Origin of the sequence: Aeromonas sp. R3-1 (genome assembly GCF_040908345.1) — a bacterium.
Lineage (GTDB): Bacteria > Pseudomonadota > Gammaproteobacteria > Enterobacterales > Aeromonadaceae > Aeromonas > Aeromonas veronii.
Genome location: NZ_JBFODN010000200.1, coordinates 22,590 through 38,066 on the forward strand (window position 1 = coordinate 22,590; position 15,477 = coordinate 38,066).

Here is a 15,477-nt window from a genome sequence, read left to right on the forward strand (position 1 = left end):
CCTTAATCCTTACGGAACATCTTCAGCATGCGCTGAGTGACGGTGAAGCCGCCGAAGATGTTGATACTGGCAATCAGCACGGCGATGAACGCCAGCGCGGTGACCAGGGTCGACCCTTGCCCGATCTGCAGCAGGGCACCGACCACGATAATGCCGGAGATGGCATTGGTGACCGACATCAGCGGCGTGTGCAGGGCGTGAGAGACGTTCCACACCACGTAGTAACCGACCACACAGGCCAGGATGAATACGGTGAAGTGGGAGAGGAAGGCTGCCGGGGCAACAGAGGCGATCCAGCCGAAGGCGGCGATGCCGAGGGCACCGAACACGAACTTCTTGTTGGAAGGCTTGGCCTCTTCCTTCTTGGCTGCCGGTTTGGCGGCGGCCGGTTTCTGCGGAGCGGCAGAGACGGAGATGGCGGGCGGCGGGAAGGTCACTTCACCGGCCTGGATCACCGTCATGTTGCGCTGAACCACATCTTCGAAGTCGATGGCAACGTTGCCGTCCTTCTCCTTGCACATCAGCTTCATCAGGTTGACCAGGTTGGTACCGTAGAGCTGGGAGGATTGGGCAGGCAGACGACCCGGCAGATCGGTGTAACCAATCACCTTGACGCCGTTGGCGGTGACATGCAGCTCACCCGGCACTGTGTATTCACAGTTACCGCCAGCCTGAGCGGCCATGTCCACGATGACGGAGCCCGGCTTCATGCTGTCGACCATCTCTTTGGTGATCAGCTTGGGAGCCGGCTTGCCCGGGATCAGGGCGGTGGTGATGATGATGTCCACCTCTTTGGCCTGCTGGGCGAACAGCTCCATCTCGGCCTTGATGAACTCATCGGACATGACTTTGGCGTAACCATCGCTGGATGCACCGTCTTCGCCACCGAAGTCCAGCTTGAGGAATTCCCCACCCATGGATTCGATCTGCTCGGCCACTTCCAGACGGGTATCGAACGCACGCACGATGGCACCGAGAGAACCGGCAGTACCGATGGCAGCCAGACCGGCAACACCGGCACCGATCACCAGTACCTTGGCAGGCGGCACTTTACCGGCTGCGGTGATTTGACCGGTGAAGAAGCGACCGAACTGGTGCGCAGCTTCAACCACGGCGCGATAGCCACCGATGTTGGCCATGGAGGAGAGGGCATCGAGGGACTGGGCACGGGAGATCCGCGGCACCATATCCATCGCCATCACATTGATGTTGCGCTCGGACAGCTTCTTGACCAGCTCAGGGTTCTGGGCAGGCCAGATGAAGCTCACCAGAGTGGCGCCATCTTTAATTTGTGCGATCTCGGCATCGGTCGGCGCATTGACCTTGAAGATAAGGTCGGCTTGCCAGACATTCGGCACCACGCTGGCACCGGCAGCCTCGAAGGCGGCATCATCGAAGCTGGCCGACAGGCCTGCGCCGGTCTCGATGGCGACCTCGAAGCCGAGCTTTTTCAGCTGCTCGACGGTAGCCGGGGTCGCTGCGACCCGGGTCTCACCGGCGAGACTCTCTCTCGGTATTCCAATCTGCATGACTATTCCCTGATGGTTAATAAACAATCGCTGCCCAGTGTCTCACTTCTGACGAAACAAGACATGACCAAAGTGCAGGTCCAGGGCTCTTTGTTATGAAAATCAGTAGGCTTTACCTCAACCTCCTGTCATGGTCAGGCCCCCGCTTTTCAGGCGCGAAGGTGATTAGTATCAAATTTTGGAGTTTTATTACAACCGCAGTCCCGACGGCACTCGTACAGAATTCAGCCCATCCCTGGCTACGATTAAAAAAAACAAACCAAATTAGAGGCTTATACCAGTAAAAACGGCTGAAAAAAGTGATCCAACCAGTCAAAAAAAATGTTTTACCGGCCCTCTATCTTAGCGTTTTTTGTTCTTACGAAATCCGCTTTCGTCGCACTTCTCGCAGCGAAACGCCGAAAAGTAACATTTTCCCAACAAAAGCGGGGCCGCTCAGCCGCCAGATGGCGGGAGAGGGCCCCGGCAATTCAATCGTTTCGCCCGTTTGGCACCGATTGGCGGCCCTTACCAGGCCGCTTCATAAATATGCTGGCTCTGCACCAGATCGATGTCGCCGTGCTCGCCCAGACGGGTCATACCGTGCTCACCCAGCTTGCCGATCAGGGTGTCGATCCCCAGATCTTTCAGACCGTAGTCGCGCAGTCGGGTCTTGACCCCCATCCGCTCGAAGAAGTCGCGGGTCGCGGCGATGGCATCGTCGATGCGCTCCGCTTCGCTGCCGCTGTTCAGACCCCACACCCGCTCTGCGTATTGCAGCAGCTTGGCATGTTTCTGTTTGCGCTTGGCCTGCAGCAGGGCGGGCAGCACCACCGCCAGAGTCTGGGCGTGGTCGAGGCCGTGCAGGGCAGTCAGCTCGTGACCCAGCATGTGGGTGGCCCAATCCTGCGGCACACCGGCGCCGATCAGGCCGTTCAACGCCATGGTGGCGCTCCACATGATGTTGGCGCGCACCTCGTAGTTGTGCGGCTCGGCCAGCGCCTTGGGGCCCTCTTCGATCAAGGTCAGCAGCAAGCCTTCAGCGAAGCGATCCTGCACCTTGGCGTTGACCGGATAGGTGAGGTACTGCTCCACGATGTGGACGAAAGCATCCACCACCCCGTTCGCCACCTGACGCTCGGGCAGGGTGTAGGTGAGCACCGGATCCAGCACGGCGAAGCGCGGCATCACGAACGGCGAGAAGAAGTGCACCTTGTCGCCACTGCTGCGACGGGTGATGACGGCACCCATGTTCATTTCGGAACCGGTCGCCGGCAGGGTCAGCACGGAACCGAGCGGGATGGCGGAACGCACTTCGTTGCCGACGGTCTCGAGAATGTGCCAGGGATCCTTGGCCAGATCGTAGTGCGCGGCAGCGGCGATAAACTTGGTACCATCGAGCACGGAACCACCGCCAACGGCGAGCAGGAAGTCGACCCGCTCGGCACGGGCCAGCTCCACTGCACCCATCAGGGTCTCGTAGGCCGGGTTCGGCTCGATGCCGCCAAATTCAAACAGGGTCATGCCAGCCAGCTCGTTGCGGATCTGCTCCAGCAAGCCGCTGCGTACCACGCTGCCGCCGCCATAGGTGATCATGACGCGGGCATCGCTCGGGAGCTGCTCGCGCAACTGGGCGATCTGCCCTTGGCCGAACAGGATTTTGGTCGGGGTATGGAGAGTAAAGTTGTTCATCGACATTGCCTTCTTCTGATAGTCAGGGCGGCCTGGCCGCGAAATCGTGATTGCATTTTTCTCCAGAATAACCCTACCATCAAGACAACATCCTGCTTGATTCTTGCCTATTTCTACAAAGCAGCAAAAACCGGAACTATCGAATCAAAGAGCACCCATGCAAAACCGTTACAGCGACCTCGCCGCCAGATTGACCCGCCACGTCACTGCACCCGGCATCACCCCATCACCGGTGAAACAGGTCAACCTCATCTATACCACCGAGCACCATGGCCGCACCCCGGTGCTCTACCAACCGCGGATGATCGTTATCCTGCAGGGACACAAGGTGGGTTATCTGGCGGATCAGGTGTTTCGCTACGACCCCAACCACTATCTGCTGATGACCCTGCCACTCCCCTGCGAGTGCGAGTGCTTCGCCTCCCCCGAGCAGCCGCTTATCGGTTTTACCATCGAGATCGATCTGGTCACCCTGCAAGAGCTGCTGCTGGAGCTGGGCGATGCCCTGCCCGCCCCCGCGCCGCAAAAGAGCGGCGTCCACTCGGTCCCCCTGTCCGAAACCATGTTCTGCGCTGCCGAGCGACTGATCGAGCTGATGGACAACCCGCTGCACGCCAGGGTGTTGGGACCGCAAACGGTGCGGGAGATGCTGTTCCACGCCCTCACCGAGGGGGGCGGCCCGGCGCTGCAGGCGCTCGCCAATCGCCACAACCATGTGGGCCAGATCGCCCGGGTGCTGCGTATGATAGAGTCCCGTTATGCCGACAACCTCACCATGGAGGAGCTGGCGCGGGAGGTGAACATGAGCGTCTCCGCCTTTCACCACCACTTCAAGGCGGTCACTGCCACCTCGCCGCTGCAGTACATCAAGTCGTTTCGCCTGCACAAGGCGCGGATGATGATGCTGCACGACGGTATCAAGGCGGGTACCGCGGCGGCCAGAGTCGGTTACGAGAGCAACTCCCAGTTCAGTCGGGAGTACAAGCGCTTCTTCGGCAGCACGCCGACGGATCAGGCCTCCCGCTTCCGGGATGGCCAGCTGCGCATCATCGAGGGATAACAAGAGAGGGATTACTTATGCGTTCACTGCTTTGCCTGTTCACCGCTTTGCTGCTGACAGCCTGTACCGGGATTGCCGATGGCATCCGCCCCGTTACCGGCTTCCAGCTCGATCGTTATCTTGGCACCTGGTATGAGATTGCCCGCCTCGACCACAGCTTCGAGCGGGGGCTGGAGCAGGTGAGCGCCACCTACAGCCTGCGGGATGATGGCGGCGTCAAGGTGCTCAACCGCGGCAAGCAGAGCGATGGCAGCTGGCGCGAAGCCGAGGGCAAGGCCTACTTCGTCGATAGTCCTGACGAGGCGCGGCTCAAGGTGAGCTTCTTCGGCCCCTTCTACGGCGGCTACAACGTCATCGACCTCGACCCCGATTACCAGCTCTCGCTGGTGACCAGCTACAACCACGACTACCTCTGGATCCTCTCCCGCTCCCCCAACCCGCCCAAGGCGAAGGTGGATGCGCTGGTCGCCAAGGCAAAGTCGCTGGGCTTTGCCACCGACCAGCTGATTTGGGTCAAGCAGAACCCTTAAGCCAGTCGTGAAATAACAAAGGGCAGCCCGCGGGCTGCCCTTTCTGTTGCTGGCGTGGCGGGATGTCAGAGCCGGAAGCGGCCGATCTCCTGCTCCAGCCGCTCGGTCAGCGACTTGAGTTCGGCCGCCTGCGCCGCCTCGTTGCCCGCCTGCTCGGCCAGCTCTTGCGAGACGTGGCGGATATTCTCGGTATTGCGGCTGATCTCGCCGGTCACCGAGGTCTGCTCCTCGGCCGCTGCGGCGATCTGAGTCGCCATGTCGCTGATGGAGCCGATCGCCTCGTTGATCCGGGCAAGGCTCTGGTTGGCCGCTTCCGCATCCTCGACGCTGGTACCCGCCAGCTGACGGCTGGTCTCCATGCCACCCACGGCGCGACGGGTGGTCTGCTGCAGGGTCTCGATCATCTGCTGGATCTCGTCGGTGGAGTCGTGGGTACGGCGTGACAGCACCCGCACCTCGTCCGCGACTACCGCGAAGCCGCGTCCCTGCTCACCGGCCCGGGCCGCCTCGATGGCGGCGTTGAGCGCCAGCAGGTTGGTCTGCTCAGCGATGCCGCTGATGGTCGCCAGAATGCCGCTGATCTTCTGGGCATGGCTGTCGAGCTCATTGATGATTTGGCTGGCATCGGCCACTTCGTCCGCCAGACCGGTAATGCTGCGCTGACTCTGGCCAACCTGGGATTGGCCGGCGACCGCCAGTGCGACCGCATCGGTGGCGGTGGTGGCGGCAAACTCGGCATTACCGGCGATCTCCTGGGTAGCGGAAGCCATCTCGGTCACCGCGGTCGCCACCATCACGATCTCGTCCTGCTGCTGGCGTACCCGCTGGCTGCGGGCCTGCGCCCCGGCCGCCTGAGCGCGAGACTGTGCCGCCAGCTCGACGGTCACATCCCGCAACCGGCTGACGATACCGTGCAGCCGCGCCACGAACTGGTTGAAGTTCTGGGCCAGCTGACCCACCTCATCCTTGCTGTGGGTGTTGATGTGAACGGTGAGATCCCCCTCGCCGTGGGCAATGTCGTGCAGGGCGTGCGCGACCCGACCGAGATCGGCGAACAAGTATTTGAAGGTGGCGGTGAGCAGAGCGCTGAATACCAGCATCAGCACCAGGGTCAGCCCCACCAGCTCCCACAGCAGGCTGCTGAGCGGCGCCTCCAGCACATCGCGATACATCACCATGGCCAGCAGCCAGTCGGTGCCAGGTACCGGTTGTACCGCCAGCAGCACATCCCGCCCGTCGAGGGTGGCGGCGTGCAGCTCGCTGTTTTCGCGGCCCCACTGCTGGAAGATGGCGGCCGAGAGTCCCGGCGCCAGCTCGGCGATGGGCTTGAGCGCCAAATCCTTCTGCGGATGGCCGACGATGAGGCCGCTACTGTCGAGCAGCATGGCATAGCCCTCACCCTGCACCTTCATCGCCAGCACTTCGTCGATCAGCTTGTCGAGCGCCAGGTTGGCCCCCACGGCACCAACCAGCTCGCCCTGATGGCGCACCGGCTCGGAAAGAGTGACCACCAGCTTCTGCATGGTGACGCTGACATAGGGGGCGGTGACGATGAGCTGCCCCGCCTTCACCGCATCCTGATACCAGGGGCGCTCGCGCGGGTCATAGTTGCCGATGTTGAGGGAGGGATCCTGCCGGGTCATCACCCCCTGCGCGGAGCCAAAATAGGTGAGGCCGAAGCCGCCCGAGGTGTAGGCCTGCTTCAGGTGCGGCACCAGCTCGGCTTGGGGGTTATCGCTGATCAGATTGACCAGCGCATGGACGGTGTTCTTGCGATCCGTCATCCATTCGCCGATGGCGACCGAGTAGGCGTGGCCATAGTTGACCGCCTCGCTCTGGATGGCGCTCATGGTGCGGGATTTTAGGGTGTGAAAGGCAACGATGCCGAGCAGTGATGCCATCAGCAGCACCACGCCAAGACTGGTGGCCAGCAGCTTGCCGCGCAGAGAGAGGGTCATGACGACGAATCCTTGTTGTTGTGTCAGGCAGGGAAAACCCTGATGTATCAAAGGCTATCGGCCGCAATATGAACAGACTTTAGTGAATCTGTATATTTTCCCATCTATCAACAACAGAACGCGCTATTCGTGTGAACCAGATCGCTATTCCATGCTACTGACTCTTGTAACAACAAAGCACCAGGCCGCCCGAAGGCGGCCTGTCACTTACCCCTGATATGCACCGGCGGAGTAGGTCAGCTCATAGCTGTGGCTGTAGATCTCGACGATATTGCCGAAGGGATCTTCCATGTAGACCATGCGGTAGGGTTTCTCGCCCGGGTAGTACTCGCGCACCGGCATCCGCTGCTTGCCGCCCGCTGCGACGATGCGCGCCGCCAGCCCCTCGACATCCGGATCCTGCACGCTGAAGTGGAACACCCCGGTCTTCCAGAATTCGAAGTTGTTCTCACGGCGCTCGCTGTTGGGGAACTCGAACAGCTCGATGCCAATCTTGTCGCCGGTGGAGAGGTGGGCGATGCGAAAAGAACCCCAACCCGGGCCGAACACGTCGTTGCACATCACGCCGATGGCGGAGTCATCCTCGCTGATGGTGGTGGCCGGCATGATGAGATACCAGCCCATCACCTTGGTATAGAACTCGACCGCTTTGTCGAGGTCAGTCACCGTGATGCCGATGTGGGAGAAGTTGCGTGGATAGGTCATACGTCACCTTGAAATTGTGTGTGGGAAACAGGTGACATGATAGGAAGGGGCGACATAATGAAAAATAAGGTCAAACTAATGGAAGGCATAAATTAAAGTTATGGTTAATCCGCTCTGGCTCCACACCCTGGTGGTGGTGCATGAAACCGGCAGTTTTACCCGTGCCGCCGAGCGGCTGGATCTCACCCAGGCCGCCGTCAGTCAGCATATCTCGCGCCTCGAGGCCGAATTTGGCCCCCTGCTGCTGCGCAAGCCCCGTCAGCTGGAGCTCACTCCGCGCGGGCTGGTGCTGCTCGACTTCGCCCGCCAGCAGGCGCAGGCCGCCGAACAGCTGCGGGCGCGCCTCTCGGACGATGACCCTCACCACGGCGCCATCACCCTGTCCACCCCGGGTAGCATCGGTCTGCTGCTCTATCCCCTGCTGCTCGACCAGCAACAGGAGCACCCCGGACTCACTATTCAGCACCGCTTTGCCCCCACCCCCGACATAGTGCAGGCGGTACTGGCAGGGCGCAGCGATCTGGGACTGGTGGATCAACCGCCGGAGCACCCCAGCATCGCCGCCGAGCCCTTCGCCCGCGAACCCCTCTGTCTGGTGGTGCCCAACGATGGCGAGGAGCCGAGCTGGCAGCACCTCTGTCAGCTCGGCTTTATCGACCATCCGGATGGCCGCAGCATGGCACAACGCCTGTTGGGACGACGCTACCCCGGCCAGCGCGTTGACGAGATCCCGCTGCGCGGCTTTACCAACCAGATCGGCCTGATCCTGGAGCCGGTCGCCCGCGGCCTCGGCTTTACCGTGCTGCCCCGCTTCGCCGTCACCGCCTTTGCCCAGCAGGAGAAGATCCGTGTGATCCAGAGCAGCATTGAAGTGATCGACACCCTCTGGCTGATCTACCGCGCCGAGTGGCCACTCCCCGCCCGCCACCAGCGGCTGGTCACCGTCCTGAAACAACGGGTTGCTGCACATTGAACGCTCTTGCGGCAGACATCGAGATCAATGTGGCCACAGTCACCGGACTGCTAACGGCAAGAAGGAGAAGAGAAAGGAGAGAGGGATAAATTGGCGAACGCCGGAAATGCGAAAGGCCAGCTCAATGAGCTGGCCTTTCTGAAAATGGCAGGGGCGGCAGGACTCGAACCCGCAACCATCGGTTTTGGAGACCGCTGTTCTACCAATTGGAACTACGCCCCTGCAACAAACGAGGCGTAGTATACAAAGTGGAGATCAAAGGTAAAGGCTTTTTTTACGCTTTCGATGCGATTGCACAAATCCCGAACAAGTCGCGGTTGTTTGTGCAGCGAAGCGGGATAACTTGCTGTATTTGCAGCCCTGCCGGGGTAGGAATGGGACATAAATGGGGGTAGGGTGAAATCAGGTACCGGGAGGCCACTTATGCTCAATTACCGATTGCTCCAACAACTGGCGCCCCTCAATTTCAGGGATGAACGCAAGACAGAGTCCCTGCCCGCCTATCTTGAACGGGTCGCACCACTGGTGCCCTTTATTCCTGAAAATGTGCTCTCCCAGTGGATTTACCGTCATTGGCGCGGTTTTGAGTCCAACTGGAGCTTTATCGATCTCGCCAGCCATCAGTTCACCTGTGAAAGCTGGCCCACCGCGCAACTGGTAGAGCAGGTGGACTCCCGCCATATGGAGGTGATCGAGCGCTGGGGGGAGATGCTGCGCAGCAACCGCTATGTCCGTCGCTCCTGGCTCGGCGAGAAGATGCTGAGCGAAGGGAGCTGGCCCGAGCCGGTTATCGTACTGGCGCCAGAGGAGGGTGCCAGCTACCCGAACGGCCATCCCCTGCCCCGCCCCTACTGCCTGCTGGAAGGGCACCACAGACTCGGTTATTTGCGCGCCATGGCCCGCGATGGGGAATCGCTGCAAGAGACGCACAAGGTGTGGATTTGTCGTCATGTTTCCGCCACTTAAACGTTTTTCATGCTGAAATTGGCATCGGAAATAAAATTTTGACAATTAAAAAAGCGGCCCTATAATCTGTCCGGTTTTGAAAAAGGTCGGGACGAAACGATGCAGTTTTTGATTCAGAAAACAGCCTTGCAGACGGGTGGTGCGCACCAGAGCGGCCCCGTTGTTTCCGGTTCCCACCCCAACGATCCCCAGTTATTTTTAAAAAAAGCCCCTGTTTCAGGGGCTTTTTTTTGTGCCCGAAAAACCTCCAATGATGTCAAAGGGAATGCAGACGATGACCAATCCACTCTATAAGAAACATGTCATCTCCATTTCGGACCTGACCCGGTCAGAAATGGAACTGGTAGTCTCAACCGCACAACGGTTGAAGGCTGAACCTGACACCAGCCTGTTGAAAGACAAGCTGGTTGCCAGCTGCTTCTTCGAAGCCTCCACCCGCACCCGCCTCTCGTTCGAGACCGCGGTACAGCGCCTTGGCGGCAACATCATCGGCTTCGCCGACGGTGGCAACACCAGCGCCAAGAAAGGCGAGACGCTGGCTGACTCCATCAAGATCATCGGTTCCTACTCGGATGCGGTGGTGATGCGCCACCCGAAAGAGGGCGCGGCCCGTCTGGCCTCCGAGTTCTCCCGCGTGCCGGTCATCAACGGCGGCGACGGCTCCAACCAGCATCCGAGCCAGACCCTGCTCGACCTGTTCACCATCCATGAGACCCAGGGCCGTCTGGACAACCTCAACGTCGCCTTCGTCGGTGACCTGAAATATGGCCGCACCGTGCACTCGCTGGCCCAGGCCCTCAGCCTGTTCAACTGCCGCTTCTTCTTCATCTCCCCGGAAGCGCTGGCGATGCCGGACTACATCTGCGAAGAGCTGGAAGAGAAGGGTATCCAGTTCAGCGTCCACCAGACCATGGAAGAGGTGATGCCGGAGCTGGACATTCTCTACATGACCCGCGTCCAGAAAGAGCGCTTCGACGAGACCGAATACAAGCACATGGCCGCCAAGTTCATTCTGGAGCTGGCGACCCTGGAAGGGGCCAAGCCCACCATGAAGATCCTGCATCCCCTGCCCCGCGTCGACGAGATCGATGTGGCGGTCGACAAGACTCCCCACGCTTGCTACTTCCAGCAGGCGGAGAACGGGGTCTATGCACGCCAGGCGCTGCTGGCACTGGTACTGAACGAAACTGTCTGAGCTTAGGGGAATATCATGTCTGACAAGAACCAACTGCAAGTCGAAGCCATCCGTCACGGCTCCGTCATCGATCACATCCCCGCTGGCCAGGGCATCAAGATCCTCAAGCTGTTCCAGCTGGTCGAAACCCAGGAGCGGATCACCGTCGGCTTCAACCTGAAATCCGGCGCACTGGGCAAGAAGGATCTCATCAAGATTGAGAACACCCGCCTGACCGAGCAACAAGCCAACCAGCTTGCGCTGTTCGCCCCGAAAGCGACCGTCAACATCATCGAAGACTTCAATGTGGTGAAGAAGCACCAGCTGGAGCTGCCGGAGTTCATCGCCGGGGTGTTCCACTGTCCCAACTCCAACTGCATTTCCCATAACGAGCCGGTTGACAGCTACTTCCGGGTGCGCGAAGTGAAAGGCGTGGTGCGGATGAAGTGCAAATATTGCGAGAAGTCCTTCACTCAGGACATCGTCAGCGAGCGTTACTGATATCTGATTGGGCCCCGCGGGGCCCATTTTTGAACCCTGTCACATCACCGAATTTCCAGTCAGCTATAATTTGCCATCGCAAGATGGTAATGCCCGCTCATTCCCTGCATATAGATGGATTATCAGTGTTTTTGGCTGATAACTGACTGCTATGGCAGATATCGCGCGTTTACCTCCGGTCATCATCAAAGGAATTCGCCGTGGTCAAAACCCTCAGTCGTCCCGTTGCCCAAGAGCCCGATCTGGCCCAGCTGGATGCCTGTCGCCAGATCATCGGTCAGCACTGCTACAGCACCCAGGAAGAGATCCGACGTGAGCTGTCGGAGCGCGGCTTTGCCGACATCAGCCAATCCACCATCTCCCGCCTGCTGCGCCGCCTCGGCGTCGCCAAGGCCCAGAATGCCAACGGCAAGAAGGTCTACACCCTGGTCGATGAGCAGCTGGAACCCGCCGGCAGTACCCGCTCAATCCACGACATGGTGCGTGAAGTGGTACACAACCAGCAGATGGTGCTGATCCACACCACTCCGGGGGCCGCCACCGTGGTGGCTCGCCTGCTGGATCGCAACGCCAATCCCGAGATCATGGGCGCCGTCGCGGGCAACGATGTAGTACTGGTCGCGCCGCGCCATATCAGCCGCACCCGTCAGGCCCATGCCGCCGTGGTGCGCACGCTGGCGCAGGCCCGCTAACCCCTTTCATCGAATGCATCGAGGCGACCTGCGAGTCGCCTTTTTGTTGCTTGCTATTTTGTGTCCATCACTTCTTGCGCCCATAAAAAACGGGAGCCAGCAGGCTCCCGTTTCATCTTGCTTGCCATCCTCAGGAGAGCACGGCGCCCAGACTCAGGCAGACCACGATCAGCACGGTCAGGATACCGAGCAGCGGAGCCACCCACTTCAGCCAGCGTACATAAGGCACCTTGGCGATGGCCAGACCGCCCATGACCACGGCGGAAGTCGGGGTCACCAGGTTCACCAGACCGGAGGCAGACTGGTAAGCAGTCACCACCAGATCGCGGCCCACGTTGGCGAAGTCGGCCAGCGGCGCCATGATCGGCATGGTCAGTACAGCCAGACCAGAGGAGGACGGCACCAGGAAGGAGAGCACCACCTCCAGCACGAACATCACGTTGATAAAGACGATGGTGGAAAGGCCGGTCACGATCCCTTCTGCACTGTGCAAAATGGTGTGAGTGATCATGCCGTTATCCATCACCACCACGATACCGCGGGCGATACCGATGATCAGCGCCACACCCAGCAGGTCGCGGGCACCGTCGATAAAGTTGGAGGTCAGCTCCTCTTCGCTCATGCGGGAGATGAGACCAACGATGATGGCAGCAGCCAGGAACACGCCGGAGATCTGCGCCATCCACCAGCCCAGCACGGCCACACCGTAGATCATCACGGCGAAGGCGGCGACGAAGATACCCAGCACGATTTTACGGGTCAGGGTGAACTCCAGCATCTGGTCGCTCTTGTTGCCAAGGAAGTGGGCACGGTTCTCTTCCCACTTGTCAGCTACCAGGGATTTGCTCGGATCGCTGCGCACCATCTTGGCGTAACGCATGACGTAGGCAACGCAGAGCAACCAACCAGCCACCAGCATGGCGACGCGCAGCCAGATACCGTCGGTGAAGGAGATACCGGCCGCGTTGGCCGCAATAACGGTCGCAAACGGGTTGATGGTGGAACCTAGAGTACCGATACCGGCACCCAGCAATACGGTTGCTGCAGCCACCACAGGGTCGAAGCGTGCGGCCATCATCACCGGTACCAGCAGGGTGTAGAAAGGCAGCGACTCTTCGGCCATGCCGTAGATGGTGCCGCCTGCGGCGAACAGCGCCATCAGGATCGGGATCATCCACTCTTCACGGCCGCGCAGGCGGTCGGTCACACGTTCAATACCGGCATCGATGGCACCTGTCTTGGTCACTATGCCAAGAAAACCACCGATGATCAGGATAAAGAGGGAGACGTCGATGGCGCCTGCCTCATAGGTGTCGTGGTTGTAGAGGCCATCGATAGGTGCCAGCAGCACGTCGACGATCCCCTGGGGATTCCCCTCCACCAGTTTGTAGGTACCCGCCACCGGCACTTCTTTGCCGAGGGCTTCGTTCATGGTCATTTCATATTTGCCGGCCGGCACTATCCAGCTCAGGGCGGCCACCAGGGCGATCAGCACAAACAGTATCGTGTAGGCTGACGGGAACTTGAATTTGGTCATGGTCCAGCTTCCTTCTGTGAGTGTGGTATCCATGCAGGCTGCGGGTTGTAGGGTTAGAGGTATTATGCCGCTGTCACATGGTCGAAAAGCCGGGGGTCACCCCCCGGCACCACTACTGCGACCTTAGTCGCCCAGCGTAGCAACCATCACTGCCTTGATGGTGTGCATCCGGTTTTCGGCCTCGTCGAACACGATACTGTGCTCGGATTCGAACACGTCCTCGGTCACTTCCAGGCCTTTCATGCCATATTTGTCAGCCACTTCCTTGCCCATGGTGGTCTCGTCGTTGTGGAACGCCGGCAGGCAGTGCATGAACTTCACATCCGGGTTCTTGGTGGCATTGATGACATCCATGTTGACCTGATACGGAGTCATCAGTTTGACGCGCTGATCCCAGGCTTCTTTCGCTTCACCCATGGATACCCAGACGTCGGTGTAGAGGAAGTCCGCACCCAGCACACCCTCTTTCACATCTTCGGTCAGGGTGATGCGTGCGCCGGTCTCTTCGGCGATCAGGCGGCACTTGGCAACCAGCTCCTCTTCCGGCCAGAAGGCTTTCGGCGCGACCAGACGGATGTCCATGCCCATTTTGGCGGCGCCGACCATCAGGGAGTTACCCATGTTGTTGCGGGCATCACCCAGGTAGGCGAACTTGATTTGATCCAGACGCTTGCCCTTGCCGTGCTCCAGCATGGTCATGAAGTCGGCCAGGATCTGGGTCGGGTGGAATTCGTTGGTCAGGCCGTTCCAGACCGGAACACCGGCGTAGGCACCCAGCTCTTCCACGATCTCCTGACCGTAGCCGCGGTATTCGATACCGTCATACATGCGACCCAGTACACGGGCGGTGTCCTTCATGGACTCCTTGTGACCGATTTGGGAACCGCTTGGGCCAAGGTAGGAGACTTGTGCGCCCTGGTCGAAGGCCGCCACTTCAAATGCACAACGGGTGCGGGTGGAGGTCTTCTCGAAAATCAGGGCGATGTTTTTACCGACCAGATGCTTGCGCTCGTAGCCACCGTATTTGGCTTTCTTCAGGTCGATGGCCAGATCGATCATGTATTGGATTTCGCGCGGGGTGAAGTCCAGCAGTTTCAGGAAGTTACGGTTACGCAGATTAAAAGCCATGATGAGTTCTCTCTATATATGTTTCAGACCAGTTCGGGCAGTAGTGTTGACTACGCATTCTCAGTACAGATATCGGTAATTACGCATGTACGGTGCGGGTGGCGACGATATTGGTGCCGGCTTCCCCCTTGAGGATGGCGAGGCCATCTTCCAGCGAGCCGATGCCAACCATGCCGCCGGTCGCTTTGACAAATTCACAGGAGGCTTCGACTTTCGGCCCCATGGAACCGGCGTCGAACTTGACCCCGGCCAGCTCGTCCGGGCTGGTGACCCGCAGCGGACGCTGGGTCGGCTTGCCCCAATCCAGATAGACGGCATCGGCGTCGGTCAGGATCAGCAGGGCGTCGGCCTTGATCTGCTTGGCCAGATAGGCTGCAGACATGTCCTTGTCGATGACGGCTTCGATACCGGTCAGGCTCTGGCCATCCCAGGTCACAGGGATGCCGCCACCACCGGTACAGATGATGAGGTGGCCCTGGGCAATCAGAGTCTCGATAGCGTCGCCTTCGACGATGCGCTGGGGCAGCGGGGACGGCACTACACGGCGGAAGAACTTGCCGTCAGCCTTGACCACCCAGTGCTTCTCTTCTGCCAGGGTGCGGGCTTCAGCCTCTTCGTAGACGGGGCCGATAAATTTGGTCGGGTTGGCGAATGCCGGATCCTTGGGATCGACCTGCACCTGAGTCAGCAACGCGGTGACGTTGCGGCTCGGCATCAGGTTTTTCAGCTCCTGGATCAGCATGTAACCGATCATGCCTTGGGACTCGGCACCCAGCACATCCAGCGGATAGGGGGATACCTTGGTGTAGGCGCTGTTTTGCAGGGCCAGCAGGCCGACTTGCGGGCCGTTGCCATGCACCAGCACCACGTTGTACTCCTGAGCAATCAGGGCGATGGTCTTGGCGGCAGTTGCGATGTTCTTGCGCTGGATATCCGCCTCCAGTGGCTCACCACGACGGAGCAGTGCATTGCCACCCAGAGCGACGACGACAGTTGGTTTTTTCATAGTGGTTAATCTCGAGTTTGGTTCTGTGTGGCGCCAGCTTCTGCCGG

At 59.8% G+C, this 15,477-nt stretch carries 15 protein-coding genes and 1 tRNA gene; 8 read left to right on the plus strand and 8 right to left on the minus strand.

Features of this window, described 5'->3' with window-relative positions; genetic code table 11:
- Positions 1–2: 2 nt before the first annotated feature.
- The gene (gene pntA / locus AB5Y85_RS12470; RefSeq protein WP_040070064.1) at positions 3–1,529 is read right to left on the minus strand and encodes a Re/Si-specific NAD(P)(+) transhydrogenase subunit alpha; all 1,527 of its coding nucleotides are present in this window, start codon (positions 1,527–1,529) and stop codon (positions 3–5) included.
- Positions 1,530–2,036: 507 nt separating this feature from the next.
- Positions 2,037–3,200 carry an alcohol dehydrogenase gene (gene yqhD, locus AB5Y85_RS12475; RefSeq protein ID WP_042054836.1) on the minus strand — a complete coding sequence of 388 codons (1,164 nt, stop codon included), beginning with the start codon at positions 3,198–3,200 and terminating at the stop codon, positions 2,037–2,039.
- A 157-nt stretch (positions 3,201–3,357) separates the two neighbouring features.
- Here yqhD and AB5Y85_RS12480 point away from each other — a divergent pair, with 157 nt between their 5' ends.
- Positions 3,358–4,260 carry an AraC family transcriptional regulator gene (locus tag AB5Y85_RS12480; RefSeq protein ID WP_019446575.1) on the plus strand — a complete coding sequence of 301 codons (903 nt, stop codon included), beginning with the start codon at positions 3,358–3,360 and terminating at the stop codon, positions 4,258–4,260.
- A 17-nt stretch (positions 4,261–4,277) separates the two neighbouring features.
- Complete coding sequence (locus tag AB5Y85_RS12485; RefSeq protein WP_040070068.1) at positions 4,278–4,790, plus strand: lipocalin family protein; 513 nt, start codon at positions 4,278–4,280, stop codon at positions 4,788–4,790.
- 65 nt (positions 4,791–4,855) lie between these two features.
- Here AB5Y85_RS12485 and AB5Y85_RS12490 read toward each other — a convergent pair whose 3' ends face one another.
- Both AB5Y85_RS12490 and AB5Y85_RS12495 read right to left on the minus strand, forming a co-directional pair.
- Positions 4,856–6,748, minus strand: coding sequence for a methyl-accepting chemotaxis protein (locus tag AB5Y85_RS12490; RefSeq protein WP_257686822.1), 1,893 nt, complete (start codon positions 6,746–6,748; stop codon positions 4,856–4,858).
- A gap of 207 nt (positions 6,749–6,955) precedes the next feature.
- Positions 6,956–7,453, minus strand: coding sequence for a lactoylglutathione lyase family protein (locus AB5Y85_RS12495; RefSeq protein WP_005357546.1), 498 nt, complete (start codon positions 7,451–7,453; stop codon positions 6,956–6,958).
- A 100-nt stretch (positions 7,454–7,553) separates the two neighbouring features.
- On the opposite strand from AB5Y85_RS12495, the gene AB5Y85_RS12500 reads away from it, so the two are divergent.
- Positions 7,554–8,426: a LysR family transcriptional regulator gene (locus AB5Y85_RS12500; RefSeq protein WP_111900954.1), complete on the plus strand. Its 873-nt coding sequence runs from the start codon at positions 7,554–7,556 to the stop codon at positions 8,424–8,426.
- A gap of 145 nt (positions 8,427–8,571) precedes the next feature.
- On the opposite strand, the gene AB5Y85_RS12505 is transcribed toward AB5Y85_RS12500, so the two are convergent.
- Positions 8,572–8,648: transfer RNA gene (locus AB5Y85_RS12505), tRNA-Trp, on the minus strand.
- Between the two features lie 201 nt (positions 8,649–8,849).
- Here AB5Y85_RS12505 and AB5Y85_RS12510 point away from each other — a divergent pair.
- From AB5Y85_RS12510 to AB5Y85_RS12530, 5 genes are all read left to right on the plus strand, one after another.
- Positions 8,850–9,392: a hypothetical protein gene (locus AB5Y85_RS12510; RefSeq protein WP_257686823.1), complete on the plus strand. Its 543-nt coding sequence runs from the start codon at positions 8,850–8,852 to the stop codon at positions 9,390–9,392.
- A 99-nt stretch (positions 9,393–9,491) separates the two neighbouring features.
- Positions 9,492–9,686, plus strand: a complete 195-nt coding sequence (locus AB5Y85_RS12515) for a hypothetical protein (protein WP_013724188.1) — start codon at positions 9,492–9,494, stop codon at positions 9,684–9,686.
- On the plus strand, positions 9,667–10,587 hold the full coding sequence (gene pyrB / locus AB5Y85_RS12520) for an aspartate carbamoyltransferase (RefSeq protein ID WP_005339735.1): 921 nt from the start codon (positions 9,667–9,669) through the stop codon (positions 10,585–10,587). Before AB5Y85_RS12515 ends, pyrB begins: the two co-directional genes overlap by 20 nt.
- A 15-nt stretch (positions 10,588–10,602) precedes the next feature.
- A complete protein-coding gene (gene pyrI / locus AB5Y85_RS12525; protein WP_005339730.1) occupies positions 10,603–11,067 on the plus strand; it encodes an aspartate carbamoyltransferase regulatory subunit in 465 nt (154 codons plus the stop codon).
- A gap of 200 nt (positions 11,068–11,267) precedes the next feature.
- Complete coding sequence (locus tag AB5Y85_RS12530) at positions 11,268–11,759, plus strand: arginine repressor (protein WP_005339728.1); 492 nt, start codon at positions 11,268–11,270, stop codon at positions 11,757–11,759.
- 130 nt (positions 11,760–11,889) lie between these two features.
- On the opposite strand, the gene AB5Y85_RS12535 is transcribed toward AB5Y85_RS12530, so the two are convergent.
- From AB5Y85_RS12535 to arcC, 3 genes are all read right to left on the minus strand, one after another.
- Positions 11,890–13,296, minus strand: a complete 1,407-nt coding sequence (locus tag AB5Y85_RS12535) for a YfcC family protein (protein WP_005339725.1) — start codon at positions 13,294–13,296, stop codon at positions 11,890–11,892.
- A 123-nt stretch (positions 13,297–13,419) separates the two neighbouring features.
- The gene (gene argF / locus AB5Y85_RS12540) at positions 13,420–14,424 is read right to left on the minus strand and encodes an ornithine carbamoyltransferase (RefSeq protein ID WP_005339721.1); all 1,005 of its coding nucleotides are present in this window, start codon (positions 14,422–14,424) and stop codon (positions 13,420–13,422) included.
- 79 nt (positions 14,425–14,503) lie between these two features.
- Complete coding sequence (gene arcC / locus AB5Y85_RS12545) at positions 14,504–15,430, minus strand: carbamate kinase (RefSeq protein ID WP_005339719.1); 927 nt, start codon at positions 15,428–15,430, stop codon at positions 14,504–14,506.
- Positions 15,431–15,477 lie beyond the last annotated feature (47 nt).